Genomic DNA, 14489 nt, shown 5'->3' with positions numbered 1-14489 from the left:
TTTTTGTTTACAGCGTCAGCACGGTGCAACCGGTGGTGCGGCGCGACTCCAGGTCCACGTGGGCTTGCTGCACATCCTCCAGGCGGTAGCGCTGGGCGATGTGGATCTGGACCTTGCCGCTCAACACGATGTCGAACAGGTCATCCGCCATGGCCTGGGTGCTCTCGCGGGTGGCAATGTGTGTGAACAGGGTCTGGCGAGTCACATAAATAGACCCCTTGGGCCCGAGGATGCCGGGCGAAAACGGCGCCACCGGGCCGGAGGCATTGCCGAAGCTGGCCATCAAACCAAAGGGGGCGATGCAATCGAGCGACTGGTCCCAGGTGTCTTTGCCTACCGAGTCGTAGACCACCTTCACGCCCTTGCCACCGGTGAGCTCTTTGACCTTGGCAGCAAAGTCACCCGCTCTGTAATTGATAGCAAATTCCGCACCATTGGCAAGGGCTAGAGCACACTTCTCGTCAGAACCTGTCGTGCCGATCAAGCGCAATCCCAGCGCTCTGGCCCATTGGCAGGCAATCAGGCCCACACCGCCGGCCGCCGCATGGAAGAGCACAAAGTCACCCGCCTGCAAGCCGCCTTGGGGCAGTGTGCGCTTGAGCAGGTACTGGGCGGTTAAGCCTTTGAGCATCATGGCCGCGCCGGTCTCGAAGCTGATGCCGTCAGGCAACTTGCACACACACTTAGCAGGCATCACCCGCACTTCGCAATAACTGCCCGGCGGCTGGCTGGCATAAGCCGCGCGGTCGCCTACTTGGAGGTGGCTCACGCCCTCGCCCACCGCCTCGATCACACCGGCAGCTTCCATGCCCAACTGCACCGGCAGGTTCATCGGGTACAAACCGCTGCGCTGGTAGACATCGATGTAGTTGAGGCCCACTGCATGGTGGCGGACGCGCACCTCGCCGGGGCCGGGCTCACCCACGGTGACCTGCACCAGCTGCAGCTGCTCGGGGCCGCCGTGCTGGGCGATGTGGATGGCGCGGGATGTCACTGAACGCATGGTCATGTCTCCATCGATGGGATTGTTATAAATCCGGAGCATGGTGCCAGAAATCGGCCGCGCCCGCAGCCCTGCGCGGGGCATCGCTTCCTTGTTACAGTCGATGCGATGACCCAACGCCTGACGCCGACTGCAGCCCTTCTTCTCGTGATTCCCCCCTTGATGTGGTCCGGCAATGCAGTCGTTGGCCGCCTGGTCGCCCCCCCTATTTCCCCGATGACGCTGAACCTGCTGCGCTGGGGGATTGCGTTTTTGATTTTGTTGCCGCTGGCCCGCCGGGTGCTGCAGCGCAACAGCGACCTGTGGCCCCAGTGGAAGCGGTTTACTCTGCTCAGCCTGTTCAGCATCGGGGGCTACAACGCGCTGTTGTACCTAGCGCTCAACACCTCGACAGCGATCAACGTCACCCTCGTTGGCGCGAGCACGCCGGTGTGGATGTTGCTCATCGGGCGCTTGTTCTTCAAGGTGCCTGTGAGCCGCCGGCAAATTTTGGGGGCGGTGTTGTCGATTGCCGGCGTGGTGCTGGTGCTGGGCCGCGGCGACTGGGAGGTCATGGCCCAGCTGCGCTTGGTGCCGGGCGACCTGTATGTGCTCTTGGCCTCCATCGCCTGGGCGACCTACAGCTAGTTACTGGCCCACCCCACGCCGGAGTCGGCGGCGATCCGGGCCGACTGGGCTACGTTTTTGATGGGGCAGGTTGTGTTTGGCTTGGGCTGGTCTATGGCCTTCACGGCCGGCGAGTGGGCCTTGACGCCGGCCCATATCGACTGGAGTGCCGGTCTGGTCGCGGCACTGGCCTTTATTGCAGTGGGCCCTGCCGTGATTGCCTACGGCAGCTGGGGTGCCGGGGTCTCGCGTGCCGGGCCTGCGATTGCGGGTTTCTTTATCAACCTCACGCCGCTGTTCACTGCAGTACTGTCGTCCATTTTTATTGGCGAAGCACCACGCGCCTACCATGCGGCCGCGTTTGTGCTGATCGTCTCCGGCATTGTGATTTCTTCGCGCAAGTAGCCGGACCGCCGGGCTGTGATTTTGCGGCCATGCCCTCTGGCATTTCTCAGGCTGCTTTTTCGGGCACAAAGCGCGCGCTGAGCGCCAGCACCGTGGCTGCCACCACCACCACACCCATGGCTGCCGTGAGCGACGCGTGTTGGGCAATAAAGCCAATCAAGGGCGGGCCGACCATGAACCCGGCATAGCCGATGGATGAAACCGCCGCAATCGCCGCTGCTGGCGTGGTGCCGGGCACCCGGCTCGCCGCACCGTACAAAATCGGCACGATCATCGCCAAACCGGCACCGACCAACCCGCACCCGACGATCGCCACCACTGGGTGACCGGTCAGTAATACACCGGCCATCGACACCGCAGTCACCACACCGCTCACTTGCAGCAAGCGCTGCTCGCTGTAAAGCGCCCGCAACCGGTCTGCCGCAAAGCGCATGACAGCCATCGCACCGGCACAGGCACAGGCAGCGTAGCCAATGGCGGCCTGCTCATGGGGCATGCGCACCTCTTGCTGGAGATAGAGCACACACCAATCAAACATCACCCCCTCCGCGCTCATGCCAGCAAATGTGAGCAGGCCCATGATCAGCAGCGCACCCCGCGGCCAAGTGAAGTGGACTTTGGGCTTGTCGGTAGGCGGCGGCGTGGGCAGCATCCAGCGCGCACCGATCCAGATTGCCACCGCGACCGCCACGCCCACACCCAGCAACTGCCACTCGGCCAACACCCCGGCACCCAACATGCCGGCAGCTAGCGCCGCCCCGCCCATGGCCCCCAAACTGAACATGCCGTGCAAGCTCCCCATGATGGGTTGGCCACCGGCCACCCTCGAGCGCCGAGCCCTCGGTGTTGATGGCCACATCAAACACGCTGAGCGACGCCCCGAACAACAGCATCGCCAGCAGCAGCCATGGCAAACCCGGCCAATGCAACACCAAGCCCAGCATGCAGGCCATGACCACTGCGCAGAGCATGGCCGTTTGGCGCGCACCCAGCCGGCCGATCACCCGGCCTGCAAACATCACCGCCGACACGGCGCCCACCGCCGCGGCCACCAGCACCAGCGAGAGCGCGCCCTCGCCCAAGGCGTAACGCTGTTTGACCGATGGAATGTGCACACCCCACACCGCACTGAAAACACCCAGCAGCGCAAACAAGCCCCGGGTGGCCCAAATCGCCCGGCGGATTTGCGAGGGGCTGCCATGTTCAAAGCCTTTATCCACGGCAAACCCCCGCGCTAAAAATAGCGAAATTCTTGGATGACAAGGGCTTGGCACCTGGGTGCCCTGCATTCACAATAGTCAGATTCATAGCTCTAGCGTAACCAGCCTTCGCGGTAGTGCCAGCGGCGATCAATATCAATCCGATGTCAAAAGTAATAAAAATCTTAGATGCAGTGCACGGGGTCGGGCCGTGTGTGGCCGCCATCGCCTGCGACCACCCGGAGGCGCTGGCTTACGCCCGCCAACTGCGCGACGCGGTGGCCCGCTTTATCCGCGAAGCGGCCCAAGGCGCTTTGCCGCTGCTGAGCCCCCCGCCGCAACCCGCGGGCACAGCCCGTGGGGCAGGCCATATGCATTTGCATGCCGAGGTGTTTTTGCAAATGGCGGGGCAAACGCGGTTTACCTTTCCGCACGGGCAGCTCACACTCACCCCAGGGCAGGTGCTGGTGGTACCCCCGAAATTGCTGCACGACGAATGGGTCAGCGGGCACGAGGCGCAGGCTTTTTGCAACCTGGTGATCTCGGCGGACAGCCAGCGCATGTCGTGCCACTTGGCCCATGAGGTGCGACCCGGCGTGCCCGCCAGCCTCTACCTCGAGACCTGCCAGCACCCCGACGCGATGCGCATCGAGGGCTGGCTGCGCGACGCCGCCACGCCCCCGCCCGACGACACCGCCGGCCTGTGGCCGGTGCAGCAACGCGCCTTGCTACTCAGCGCCCTCACCGGCGTAGCCCGCTTGCTCGATACGCCGCAAAAAACCGTGTCTGCCGAGCCGCCGGTGCTCAGCAAGCTGCGCATGTTGATCCAGAACCGCATGGGCGAAACCGACCTGACGGTGGCTGCATTGGCGCACGACCTGGGCTGCACAGCGGACTATTTGTCGCACCTGTACAGCAGCCTGACCGGGGAACACCTGTGGCAAGTCATCTTGCAGCAGCGCTTGGCCCGGGCCGCACGACTGCTGACTGAGGGCGATGCCGCCATCAAAGAAGTGGCCTGGTGCAGCGGCTTTGCCAGCGCCAGCTATTTCATCCGCTGCTTCAAGCAACGCTTCGGGGTCACACCCAAAGCCTACCGCCAGCAGGCGGCAGGGCGCACAGTCTTGCCTTAAAACGTACCAGTGAAAGCCCCGCCGTCGAGCAGCACGTTCTGGCCCGTCATATAAGCGGCTTGCTGGCTGCACAAGAAGGCGCACACCTGGCCGAACTCAGCGGGCGTGCCGTAGCGGCCCATGGGGATTTGAGCCTGCTGGCTGGCGCGCACCTCTTCCACCGACTTACCAGACTTGGCAGCCGCCGCTTTGACGGTGGTGGCAATGCGGTCGGTATCAAATTTGCCGGGCAACAAGTTGTTGATGGTCACGCCCTTGGCGGCCAGGCTGCTGCGGGCTACGCCGGCCACAAAACCGGTCAGGCCGCTGCGTGCGCCGTTGGACAAGCCCAGAATGTCGATCGGCGATTTCACCGAGCTGGAGGTAATGTTCACAATGCGCCCGAAGCCGCGCGCGGCCATGCCGTCCACCGTGGCTTTGATGAGCTCGATGGGGGTGAGCATGTTGGCGTCTACCGCCTTGATCCAGGCCTCGCGGTCCCAGTCACGGAAGTCGCCTGGGGGCGGGCCACCGGCGTTGGTGACCACGATGTCGAAATCACGGCGCATGGCAAACACCGCCTCGCGGCCAGCCACGGTGGTGATGTCTTGGGCACAAAATAGCACCTCAGCGCCCGTATTGTCTGCGTAAGCCGCTCTCAAATTGGTAGCAGACGCCTCCAGCGCCTCGGCACCGCGCGCCACGATCAACAGGTTCACACCCTCGGCGGCCAATGCTTGTGCGCAGCCCAGGCCCAGCCCCTTGCTGGCACCACAAACCAGCGCCCATTTGCCTTTGATTCCCAAGTCCATACCACGTCCTTTGCGATTGAAGTTATCCAAGCCCCACGCCTTAGCGCCGGGTACTCACCACATACACACCCAGCAGCACCAAAATGGTGCCACCGATCACCCACAGGTTCATCGGCTCATCGAGCAGCAGCACGCCCATCAGAATGGTGGACATAGGCCCCACCATCCCCACCTGCGCTGCCAGCCCCGAGCCAATGCGCTCGATCGCCATCATGACCAGCATCACCGGCACCACGGTGCAAGCGGTGGCATTGAGCAGCGACAGCCACAGCACCTCCGGTGCCACCGCAAATGCAGTGTCCAGCGGCCGCAAAATCACAAACTGGGCGATACACAGCACACACGCCACACTGGTCGCCAACCCCACCAAGCGCAGCGAGCCCAGGCGCTGCACCAGCTCCCCGCTGTACGACAGGTACAGCGCGTAGCTGATGGCGCTGCCCAGCACCAGGGCGGCACCCAAGGCCGCGTTGCCCCCGGCAAAGCTGACTTCGTGCCCGAACACCAGCAACACGCCGCCATAGCTAAGCGCCATGCCGGCGGCTTGGGGCAGGCTCACCTTTTTGCCGTAGAGGGCTACGCCCAGCAACACGACCAGCGTGGGGTTGAGGTACAAAATCAGCCGCTCTAGTGACGCGGAGATATAGGCCAAGCCCGCAAAGTCGAGGTAGCTGGCCAGGTAGTAGCCGGTAATGCCCAGACCCAAAATACCCAGCTTGTCTTTGCGGGTGAGTGGCACCACCACGGCACCGGCCTTGCGGGCACGGTAGCCAGCCCACCACACCAGCCCCAGAAAAAACGGCAAAGCCATCAGCATGCGCAGCATGATCAGGCTGACCGCATCCACCCCGGGGTAGCGATAGGCCAGCTTGACAATGATGGCTTTGCCGCTAAAGGCGATCGAACCAGCAATAGCCAGCGCAACGCCAGTTGCTATTGATTGAGGAGCTGCTTGCGCAGGCGCTACGCCGGCCACCGCTTAATTTGCCTTCAAACCGCCGCGCACTCGCTGCACCAGCGTCACGCCCGCCAGCACCACTGCACCTGCTACCACGCCTACCAAGCCATCCCACACAAAGCCCAAAGGCAAGCCCTCGGTGAGGTGGTGCAAAAACGGCAGGCCGTGTACCAGAATGCCACCGCCCACCAAGAACATGGCAGCAGTGCCAGCCACTGACAGCACTTTCATCAACACCGGCGCAGACCACAATAGACCGCGCCCCAGCGCCTGCACCCAGCCGCCTTGCGGATTGGCCGAGGGGCGGCGGGTTAGGTACAGGCCTGCATCGTCAATTTTGACGATAGCGGCCACCAGGCCATACACCCCCACCGTCATGGCCAATGCCACCGCGGCCAGCACCATGAACTGGGTCGTCCAGACCTTGTCTTGCACCGTGCCTAGAGTTATGGCGATGATTTCGGCCGAGAGAATGAAGTCGGTGCGAATCGCGCCCTTGATCTTGTCTTTCTCTAGCGCTACCAGGTCCACCGCCGGGTCTTGCAGCGCCTGCAATAGTTCGGCCTCGTGCGCCTTGTCGTCTTCGGCGCGGTGCAAAAATTTGTGGGCCAGTTTCTCGAAGCCCTCAAAACAAAGAAACGCACCCCCAATCATCAGCAGCGGCGTGACCAGCCAAGGTGCCACCATGCTGATAGCCAGAGCCGCAGGCACCAGAATCAGCTTGTTGAGCAAGGAGCCCTTGCACACGGCCCACACCACTGGCAGCTCACGCTCGGCAGACACACCGGTGACCTGCTGCGCATTCAGGGCGAGGTCGTCCCCCAAAACGCCAGCGGTTTTCTTGGCGGCGACTTTGCTGAGTACGGCCACATCGTCGAGGATGGTGGCAATGTCGTCCAAAAGGGCAAGGAGGCTGCTGGCCATAGGGAGGTTACATGGAGTGGGTAAGGCCGCGATTGTCACCCGTTTGGCGTATGCCGCTCAGGGCAAGCCCTTACAGAGCTGGCGCAAAGCTTGCTGGAGAATGGGACCACGCCTCCGACACTTATGCCACCCACCTTGACTGTTGACCGCCAACCCCACCTCACAGCGCCCACGGTCTTGGATATCGAGGCGTCCGGCCTGGGGCGCAATAGTTACCCCATCGAGATCGGCTATGTGCTCCCGGACGGCCATGCCTATTGCACCCTGGTGCAGCCCGAGGCCGACTGGACCCACTGGGACACCGGTGCAGCCAGCCTGCACCGCATCACCCGCGAGCTGCTTCAGCAGCGCGGCCTGAGTGCCCGCGATGTAGCCAAGCTGCTCAATGCCCAGCTGGCCGGCAGCACGGTGTACACCGACGGCTGGGCCAACGACTTCACTTGGCTCAATGTGCTGTTTGAGGCGGCTGGCATGAGCCCCCGCTTCAAACTGGAAAACCTGCGCAGCCTGCTGAGCGACGAAGAGGCCGATCAATGGCACACCGTCAAGGCCCAAATCGCCAGCGAACGTGGCACCCAGCGCCACCGGGCGAGTTCGGACGCGCGGCTGATCCAGCTCACACTGCAGCGCATCAGGGCGGGTTAACCGGAGTCTTAGGCAGTAACATGACGCAGAACACCCCCACACCACAAGGAGACAGTAGCCATGGCCGTGACCGTAGAGATCAACCTGGGTTATGAATTTGACGTAAAGGCCAAAGCCAGCGACGTGTTTGCAGTGCTATCCGATGTGCCTAGCTCTGCGAGCCACTTCCCCAAGGTCGATCAGCTGGTCGATCTGGGCGGCGGCGCCTACCGCTGGGAGATGGAAAAAATCGGCATCGCCTCGATCACGCTGCAAACGGTGTACGCATCCAAATACACCAGCAACAAAGCCAAAGGCACCGTGACCTGGACGCCTATCAAAGGCGAAGGCAACGCCCTGGTGGCCGGCAGCTGGAAGATCACCGACAACAAAAAGTCTACCAACGTCGTGCTGGAAATCCAAGGCGAACTCACCCTGCCCCTGCCCGGCCTGATGAAGATGGTGGCCGCCCCGATCGCCGAAGCAGAGTTTGAAAAAATGGTGGAGCAGTACATCGACAACCTGACTAAGCACTTTGGCGGGGAAGCTTAGGGGGTTGATTTTTGTTGGCCTGCGGCTCGCAGGCAATTAATATTTAATCAGCCTTAGACCCAAGGCAATCAGTTGCACCCCCGGACGCCAAAGCCTAGTACTTCTGGAACTAGGCCGCTTCGGGGAGGACTAACAATATTCACACCTATGCTTATTCAGCTCACCTATGCGAGCCGCTCTGCCGGCATCCTTGGCCCCGGGGATGTTAAAGACATCCTGCAAAGCTCCGCGCGCAACAACCAATCCGCAGGTATCACCGGCGCGTTGTGTTTGTCCAATGGCATCTTCTTGCAACAGCTGGAGGGTGACCGCACTGCCGTCAATGCGCTCTACCATCGGATTCTGCAAGATACCCGGCACAAGGACCCTGCCATTTTGGACTTTTCTGAGATTGTGAGCAGGCAATTCGGTGGCTGGTCGATGGGCTTAATTGCTGCAACTCAGGAAAGCCGCGCCTTATTCCTCAAGTATTCCACTAGCGCTGACTTTGACCCCTACAAAATGAGTCCAGCCACGTTAAGAGCCTTTTTTTCTGATGTTTTGAACAACGTTCGATGGTTGGGTTGAGACATTTATTTCACCTCGTGTTGCACAACCGTCAGGCCACGAGGTGTAACGCTGCCCCGATAGGAAAGGTTGCGCTACACGGCGTGCGGTGACTGATAGAAAGCGATGTAATTCACATCAGTGCTTTGACACCACTGCGCGGTTTGGTTGAAGGGGTTGTATTTCATGCCCCTCAAGTCGATCTTTGTGAGATTCAACCCACCGAAGGCGGCATCAACTTCCGCTGGCCTCACAAACTGCCGCCAGTGATGAGTGCCACGCGGCAACACCCGCAACACATATTCAGCCCCAACAATTGCGAATACAAAGCTTTTCAAGGTGCGGTCAATCGTCGATACGAACAGCAGCCCGCCCGGTGCCAAACTGGAGGCGGCGCGTCTTAAAAATGCTGGCACATCGCTCACGTGCTCAATCACCTCCAGGGCCAGTACTACATCGAATCGCTCGCCTTGCTTTAGAACTTCACCGGCCTCTCCTAGCCGGTAGTCGACTTCAATGTTTTGAGCGGAGGCATGCAAGCGTGCCGCTTCAATATTGCCGCGCGATGCATCCACCCCCACCACCTTTGCGCCCAAACGTGCGAGGGGCTCCGACAGCAGACCGCCTCCGCAACCGACATCCAGAATACGCAAACCCTCTAGGCCGAGAGCTGACGGATGACGCGCAGGGTGACGCGCAACCTGCTCTGTCACGTATTTCAAGCGCAATTCATTGACAACGTGCAGGGGGCGCATGGGTCCGTTGGGGTCCCACCAGGTAGCGCCCAATCGATTAAACCGTTGAATTTCTGCGTCAATCTTTGTCATTACATAGCTTTCTGAATGCGGAGGCTAGAAGCGATCTCGCTTGCGAGCCCAATGTAAGTGGACCGTGCCACTCAGGCGGTTTGAATAGTAGGCGTCCGAAATTACTGAGGCGACTGCAAGGCCAAATACATCCAAAGAACCTATGTCTTTTTGAACTCATTAACCTATCCGGCGTAGGAAGTAGACCTTTAGAGGTGACGGCGTCGGGCGAAGACAGCCCGGCGCACGCCGCCATGCCTGCGATGTTTCTACTTTCCCTTTCAACCGCCTACTTGGGATCTCCAGTCGTATGCCACGCCGAAATTCTCCTCAAAGCTTTCGAAATTTAGAGGACCTCAGCCAACTCGACCAAGTGGTGGTCGATAAGCGCTTAGGGCAGCGCTCCACAGCCAAAAAGGGGCGTCGTAACCGCCACTACGAGAAGCAGTTCATTCGCAATGCACTGACACACAGAGATGCGAGTGAGCCGGGAATGCTGCAGGCTGATGAACCAGTGTTCGTTCAGGCCTTCATCGCGGAATCTGCTTAGGCTAATTCCATGTATTTGTTCTAGTTGAGGTTGACACGTAGTGAGCTCTCCAATGGATGTCCATCTGACTGAGGGATCTTCTGCTGCTAGTGTTTCCCCACTTACAGGGCAGCCTTTGCATACTAGCGATCAACAGATTTGTAATTAACCAGTTCACCTGCCGGACTTCGGCTACCGATAGATCAGTCTGGCGCCTTAGCGGCGATACGTTGCGCCGCCTACCCTTTCACATATTTCTTCTTCGCTTCCAACACCCTGTTTCATGGGATTGGACTTTAAGCTCAACTGCCGCTCCATTCTGGGGAGGGAACGTCGGGAAATTGCAGTAGAGAATCAAAAATTGGGCTCGTGTCGAGGCGACATCCGAAGGCTCTCAAAATGGCGATCGAATAAATATGTCGCTCCGCCGGTCTGGTTTTCACCGCTCATCACATTCCGGTCTCTAGGGAGAGAGATTGTCATCCCTCAACATTTCCTGCACCAGTCGTTCGCGCAAATCTGAGGGCATCTCAAGGGTCTCACGATCCCAGTGTTCCAGTTGGATGACTTCTTCTAGGCAATCCTCTAGGGCAGCATGAGCAGCAATTGAAAAACCAGCGATCGTCTCGTGCACGCGTCTGTCGTTCTCAGGCTTTGCCAAGCAAGCAGATTGGTACCGCAAAAGCTCACGTAACTTACGGAGTGCATCAGCTACTTGGGCCGGGCAAGCGCACATGTAAATCATGCCTTGCCCAACGATGTGGTCGAGCTCAGCGTCACTAAAGCGTTCTCGATTGTTCATCTTCATTGCCCATTAACGCCGAAAATTTTACACTTTGGTCGCAGCGCGCTAACCTAACAATTTCACGAATTGCAATTTTTTCAGCTTCTATAAAACCCAATCTGGACAACTGTTCAGCAGCAATAGCCGCAACTGCCGGTGACAGCCCTTTTCCGTGAAGACACGCGCGGGAACATATCTCCACAGATTCCCTTTGCACCTTACCAAGCCGCAGTGACATACCCGAACCAAGCCCACATTGCCACAACGGCTCTAGCTATCAAACAAGTAGCACAGCTTCAGTCCGCCCGCTCCCCATAACGATGCGCCAGCACTGCGCAGACCATGAGCTGGATCTGATGGAAGATCATCAGCGGCAGCAGCATCATGCCCACCTGCGGGGCGGCGAATAGCACTTTGGCCATGGGCACACCGCTGGCCAGGCTCTTCTTGGAGCCGCAGAAAACGATGGTTACCTCGTCTTCTTTGGAAAAGCCCAGCTTGCGGCTCACCATGGTCGTAATCCACAGCACCAAAGCTAGCAAGACACAACACGCCACAGTGAGCACCAGCAACATGGGCAGAGGTACCCGGTTCCACAGCCCTTCGATCACCGCGGCGCTGAAAGCGGTGTAGACCACCAGCAAGATAGAACTCTGATCCACCATGCGCAGCGTGGCGGCGTGCTTTTTGACGAAGTCGCCGATCAAAGGCTGCATGAGCTGACCCAAGGCGAAGGGCAACAGCAACTGCTGCATGATGTGCAGCACCGCATCCCAAGTGTTGGTACCCGCCACTTCTCCGGGCACTATCAACCAGCTCACCAGCAAGGGCGTCAAAAACACCCCGATCAAGCTGGAGGCTGACGCACTGCACACCGCCGCCGCCACATTGCCACGCCCCATGCCGGTAAACGCAATAGCCGATTGCACCGTGGCCGGCAAGACGCACAAAAACAGCATGCCCAACGCCAGCTCAGGGTTCAAAAACCAGCCGAACACCGGTTTGAGCAACACCCCCAGCAAAGGGAACAGAGCAAAAGTGAACGCCAGCACCAGCAGGTGCAACCGCCAATGGCTCAGGCCGGCCACCACGTTGGCGCGCGAGAGCTTGGCGCCGTGCATAAAAAACAGCAAGGCAATGGCTGCGGTGGTGAGCCACTCAAAACCCTGTGCCACTGCGCCGCTAGCGGGCAGCAAGCTGGCCAATGTGACCACGGCGATCAGGATAAGGGTGAAGTTGTCAGGGAGAAAGCGGGGGCGTTGCATGGGGGCAGAGCATACCTGTGCGAAGATTAAACAAAATCAGCGTCCAGCACCACCCGGTACCGGGCGTTGCCGCTGCGCAGGTGGGCAACGGCATCATTTACTCGCGACATGGGGAAGTGCTCCACCTGCGGTGCAATGCCGTGGCGGACACAAAACTCCATCATCTTCATCAAGGTCACTGGCGACGGTGTGGGCGATGCCGAGATGCTGCGCTGCCATGACAGCAAGCTGCTGGTACGGACCTTCATAGCCTCGGTCACCATGCCCACCAGGTGCAGCCGGCCTTTGGGTGCCAGGGTGCCGATCAGGGCATCCCACTCCAGACTCGCGCCTACGGTGACCAGCAAGAAATCGAGCTTGCCGGCATGGGCCTTGAGTTCTTTCACATCCACGCTGGACACGGTGCGATGCGCGCCGAGTGCCAATGCCTCTTCGCGCTTGGAAGGGCTGGAGGTAAACGCGGTCACGTCACACCCCCACGCCTTGGCAAACTTGACGGCCAAGTGGCCCAAGCCGCCAATACCCACCACGCCAACCCGGTCGGTAGGCTTGATATCGTGAATCACAAAGGGCAAAAACGCCGTGCCGCCCCCGCACATCAGGGGCCCGGCCGACGCCGGGTCGAGCCCTGCCGGCAAAGGCAGGGCCCAGCTCCAGTGGGCACGCACTTTATCTGCGAAACCGCCATGCCGCCCGATGATGGTGGGCTGCCGGGTCGCGCACAGGTTTTGCTCGCCCCCTTGGCAATACTGGCAGTGCTGGCAGCTGTTGCTGTGCCAGCCCAGGCCCACCCGCTGGCCGATGACCCGGCCTTTGACCTGTGCGCCGACCGCCACAATCGTCCCGACCACTTCGTGACCCGGTACCACCGGGTAATGGGTCGGAAACCACTCGCTATCGACCATGGCGAGGTCGGAGTGGCAGATTCCGCAGTACTCCACGGCAATCTCTACCTCTTCCCCCCCCATGGCGCCAGGGTCAAAGTCAAGGCGCTCCAGGTCTGCGCTTTTGCCGGGGGCTGCCCAGCCGCGGAAGTGGGTCATATCAATCTCCTGTGTTGGGGGTCTCGCAGGCGCGCCTGCGCGCGCGAGCCCGCAGGGTACAACGAAGGCTTGCCCGGGGGCAGCGGGTTTGTAACCCGCGCGACTGCGCCACTTCGGCGGATAATCCGGCCGGCGCCGGCAACCCGCCGCGCGCGCGCACCAGCCTGAGAAGCCCCTTTTATGCATCGCGTTGCCATCAGCAGCACCGGCCTGTTTACGCCGCCGGACGTCATTACCAACGCGGAGTTGGTCGCCAGCTACAACGCCTATGCCGCGCTGCAGAACGCGCAGTTTGCCGACGAAATAGCTGCTGGCAGCCGCGCCGCTCTGACAGACTCCAGCGTCGAGTTCATCGAAAAAGCCTCCGGCATTCAGCGCCGGTATGTGATGGAAAAAACCGGTGTGCTGGACCCCGAGCGCATGCGCCCGCACTTCACGCCCCGCCCGGATAGCGAGTTGTCGTTAATGGCTGAAATTGCCGTCAAGGCCTGCCAAGACGCGCTCACAGCTGCCGGCAAAACCGCCGCCGATGTAGACGGCGTGATTTGCGCCAGTGCCAACATGCAGCGCCCTTACCCGGCCATGGCTATCGAGATCCAGACCGCCTTGGGCGTGCAGGGCTACGGTTTTGACATGAACGTGGCCTGTTCTTCTGCCACCTTCGCGCTGGAGCAAGCGGTGAACGCAGTGCGCTGTGGCAGTGCCCGTGCGGTGCTGGTCGTGAACCCCGAGATCACATCCGCCCACCACGCATGGATTGACCGGGACTGCCACTTCATCTTCGGCGATGTGTGTACGGCCATTCTGGTGGAGCGGCTGGACCTCGCACCCGCCGGTAGTTTTGAGGTGCTGGGCACCAAGCTGCTGAGCACTTTCAGCAACAACATCCGCAACAACAACGGCTTCATGTCGCGCTCGGAAGACCGCAACCCGGACGACCGCGACCAGCTCTTCCGCCAGGAAGGCCGCAAGGTATTCAAAGAGGTGTGCCCCATGGCGGCCGAGCACATCGAGCAGCATTTGAAATCTCTGGACCTCACGCCGCAGCAGGTGCGCCGCTTTTGGCTGCACCAAGCCAATCTGGGCATGAACCAGCTGATTGCCAAAAAACTCTTGGGGCGGGAGGCGACGCTGGATGATGCGCCGGTGATTCTGGACGAATTCGCCAACACGGCGTCGGCAGGCTCCATCATCTCTTTCCACCGCCACCACGCCGACATTGCTGCGGGTGAGGTGGGGGTGGTCTGCTCATTCGGAGCAGGCTACTCGATTGGTAGCGTGGTGGTGAAGCGCCTGTAAGGCAAGGCGCTTCGAGGTCGCG

The 14489-nt window shown here is 60.5% G+C and carries 16 protein-coding genes and 1 pseudogene; 8 read left to right on the top strand and 9 right to left on the bottom strand.

The genetic code is table 11. From position 1 onward, the window contains the following. Positions 1-7: 7 nt before the first annotated feature. Positions 8-1003: a quinone oxidoreductase gene (locus U5L73_RS07005; protein WP_322561668.1), complete on the bottom strand. Its 996-nt coding sequence runs from the start codon at positions 1001-1003 to the stop codon at positions 8-10. A 108-nt stretch (positions 1004-1111) separates the two neighbouring features. Here U5L73_RS07005 and U5L73_RS07000 point away from each other — a divergent pair. Beyond that, positions 1112-2014, top strand: a pseudogene (locus U5L73_RS07000) (DMT family transporter). A 46-nt stretch (positions 2015-2060) separates the two neighbouring features. On the opposite strand, the gene U5L73_RS06995 reads toward U5L73_RS07000, so the two are convergent. After that, complete coding sequence (locus U5L73_RS06995) at positions 2061-2816, bottom strand: MFS transporter (RefSeq protein ID WP_322561667.1); 756 nt, start codon at positions 2814-2816, stop codon at positions 2061-2063. A 47-nt stretch (positions 2817-2863) separates the two neighbouring features. On the opposite strand from U5L73_RS06995, the gene U5L73_RS06990 reads away from it, so the two are divergent. Further along, the gene (locus tag U5L73_RS06990) at positions 2864-3103 is read left to right on the top strand and encodes a hypothetical protein (RefSeq protein ID WP_322561666.1); all 240 of its coding nucleotides are present in this window, start codon (positions 2864-2866) and stop codon (positions 3101-3103) included. A gap of 325 nt (positions 3104-3428) precedes the next feature. Beyond that, positions 3429-4346: a helix-turn-helix transcriptional regulator gene (locus U5L73_RS06985; protein ID WP_322561665.1), complete on the top strand. Its 918-nt coding sequence runs from the start codon at positions 3429-3431 to the stop codon at positions 4344-4346. On the opposite strand, the gene U5L73_RS06980 is transcribed toward U5L73_RS06985, so the two are convergent. Genes U5L73_RS06980 through U5L73_RS06970 form a run of 3 tightly spaced genes read right to left on the bottom strand, consistent with a single transcriptional unit; the run spans position 4343 to position 7019 of the window. Continuing rightward, complete coding sequence (locus U5L73_RS06980; RefSeq protein WP_322561664.1) at positions 4343-5137, bottom strand: SDR family oxidoreductase; 795 nt, start codon at positions 5135-5137, stop codon at positions 4343-4345. The two genes, U5L73_RS06985 and U5L73_RS06980, sit on opposite strands and share 4 nt — an antisense overlap. A 40-nt stretch (positions 5138-5177) precedes the next feature. Then, a complete protein-coding gene (locus tag U5L73_RS06975; RefSeq protein ID WP_322561663.1) occupies positions 5178-6113 on the bottom strand; it encodes a DMT family transporter in 936 nt (311 codons plus the stop codon). A 3-nt stretch (positions 6114-6116) separates the two neighbouring features. Continuing rightward, positions 6117-7019, bottom strand: a complete 903-nt coding sequence (locus U5L73_RS06970) for a DUF808 domain-containing protein (protein WP_322561662.1) — start codon at positions 7017-7019, stop codon at positions 6117-6119. 135 nt (positions 7020-7154) lie between these two features. On the opposite strand from U5L73_RS06970, the gene U5L73_RS06965 reads away from it, so the two are divergent. The 3 genes from U5L73_RS06965 to U5L73_RS06955 all read left to right on the top strand — a co-directional run bounded on the left by U5L73_RS06965 (position 7155) and on the right by U5L73_RS06955 (position 8762). Continuing rightward, positions 7155-7664, top strand: a complete 510-nt coding sequence (locus tag U5L73_RS06965) for a hypothetical protein (protein ID WP_322561661.1) — start codon at positions 7155-7157, stop codon at positions 7662-7664. Positions 7665-7724: 60 nt separating this feature from the next. Then, a complete protein-coding gene (locus U5L73_RS06960) occupies positions 7725-8195 on the top strand; it encodes an SRPBCC family protein (RefSeq protein ID WP_322561660.1) in 471 nt (156 codons plus the stop codon). 147 nt (positions 8196-8342) lie between these two features. Further along, positions 8343-8762 (top strand): BLUF domain-containing protein, encoded by a 420-nt coding sequence (locus U5L73_RS06955; protein WP_322561659.1) that lies wholly within the window; start codon positions 8343-8345, stop codon positions 8760-8762. Between the two features lie 74 nt (positions 8763-8836). Here U5L73_RS06955 and ubiG read toward each other — a convergent pair whose 3' ends face one another. Beyond that, entirely contained in the window at positions 8837-9568 is a 732-nt protein-coding gene (gene ubiG / locus U5L73_RS06950; protein WP_322561658.1) for a bifunctional 2-polyprenyl-6-hydroxyphenol methylase/3-demethylubiquinol 3-O-methyltransferase UbiG, read from the bottom strand. 289 nt (positions 9569-9857) lie between these two features. Here ubiG and U5L73_RS06945 point away from each other — a divergent pair, with 289 nt between their 5' ends. Continuing rightward, a complete protein-coding gene (locus U5L73_RS06945; protein WP_322561657.1) occupies positions 9858-10097 on the top strand; it encodes a hypothetical protein in 240 nt (79 codons plus the stop codon). Between the two features lie 442 nt (positions 10098-10539). On the opposite strand, the gene U5L73_RS06940 is transcribed toward U5L73_RS06945, so the two are convergent. The 3 genes from U5L73_RS06940 to ahr all read right to left on the bottom strand — a co-directional run bounded on the left by U5L73_RS06940 (position 10540) and on the right by ahr (position 13168). Continuing rightward, entirely contained in the window at positions 10540-10884 is a 345-nt protein-coding gene (locus U5L73_RS06940; protein ID WP_322561656.1) for a hypothetical protein, read from the bottom strand. Positions 10885-11156: 272 nt separating this feature from the next. Then, positions 11157-12125: a bile acid:sodium symporter family protein gene (locus U5L73_RS06935; protein ID WP_322561655.1), complete on the bottom strand. Its 969-nt coding sequence runs from the start codon at positions 12123-12125 to the stop codon at positions 11157-11159. 26 nt (positions 12126-12151) lie between these two features. Next, on the bottom strand, positions 12152-13168 hold the full coding sequence (gene ahr / locus U5L73_RS06930; RefSeq protein WP_322561654.1) for an NADPH-dependent aldehyde reductase Ahr: 1017 nt from the start codon (positions 13166-13168) through the stop codon (positions 12152-12154). 180 nt (positions 13169-13348) lie between these two features. On the opposite strand from ahr, the gene U5L73_RS06925 reads away from it, so the two are divergent. Continuing rightward, positions 13349-14467: a beta-ketoacyl-ACP synthase III gene (locus U5L73_RS06925; RefSeq protein ID WP_322561653.1), complete on the top strand. Its 1119-nt coding sequence runs from the start codon at positions 13349-13351 to the stop codon at positions 14465-14467. The last annotated feature ends 22 nt before the right edge of the window (positions 14468-14489 follow it).

This window comes from Rhodoferax sp., assembly GCF_034520025.1.
Classification (GTDB): domain Bacteria; phylum Pseudomonadota; class Gammaproteobacteria; order Burkholderiales; family Burkholderiaceae_C; genus Allorhodoferax.
Note: the sequence above shows the minus strand (reverse complement) of the source record. Positions and strands in the feature narration are given on the sequence as shown.

What these genes read in the sequence shown, in the direction of transcription:
- U5L73_RS06935 (WP_322561655.1), bottom strand. Translation starts at nt 12,125, where the DNA reads ATGCAACGCCCCCGCTTTCTCCCTGACAACTTCACCCTTATCCTGATC.
- U5L73_RS06980 (WP_322561664.1), bottom strand. Translation starts at nt 5,137, where the DNA reads ATGGACTTGGGAATCAAAGGCAAATGGGCGCTGGTTTGTGGTGCCAGC.
- U5L73_RS06945 (WP_322561657.1), top strand. Translation starts at nt 9,858, where the DNA reads ATGCCACGCCGAAATTCTCCTCAAAGCTTTCGAAATTTAGAGGACCTC.
- ahr (WP_322561654.1), bottom strand. Translation starts at nt 13,168, where the DNA reads ATGACCCACTTCCGCGGCTGGGCAGCCCCCGGCAAAAGCGCAGACCTG.
- U5L73_RS06995 (WP_322561667.1), bottom strand. Translation starts at nt 2,816, where the DNA reads ATGGGGAGCTTGCACGGCATGTTCAGTTTGGGGGCCATGGGCGGGGCG.
- U5L73_RS06960 (WP_322561660.1), top strand. Translation starts at nt 7,725, where the DNA reads ATGGCCGTGACCGTAGAGATCAACCTGGGTTATGAATTTGACGTAAAG.
- U5L73_RS07005 (WP_322561668.1), bottom strand. Translation starts at nt 1,003, where the DNA reads ATGCGTTCAGTGACATCCCGCGCCATCCACATCGCCCAGCACGGCGGC.
- U5L73_RS06970 (WP_322561662.1), bottom strand. Translation starts at nt 7,019, where the DNA reads ATGGCCAGCAGCCTCCTTGCCCTTTTGGACGACATTGCCACCATCCTC.
- U5L73_RS06955 (WP_322561659.1), top strand. Translation starts at nt 8,343, where the DNA reads ATGCTTATTCAGCTCACCTATGCGAGCCGCTCTGCCGGCATCCTTGGC.
- U5L73_RS06990 (WP_322561666.1), top strand. Translation starts at nt 2,864, where the DNA reads ATGGCCACATCAAACACGCTGAGCGACGCCCCGAACAACAGCATCGCC.
- U5L73_RS06925 (WP_322561653.1), top strand. Translation starts at nt 13,349, where the DNA reads ATGCATCGCGTTGCCATCAGCAGCACCGGCCTGTTTACGCCGCCGGAC.
- ubiG (WP_322561658.1), bottom strand. Translation starts at nt 9,568, where the DNA reads ATGACAAAGATTGACGCAGAAATTCAACGGTTTAATCGATTGGGCGCT.
- U5L73_RS06940 (WP_322561656.1), bottom strand. Translation starts at nt 10,884, where the DNA reads ATGAAGATGAACAATCGAGAACGCTTTAGTGACGCTGAGCTCGACCAC.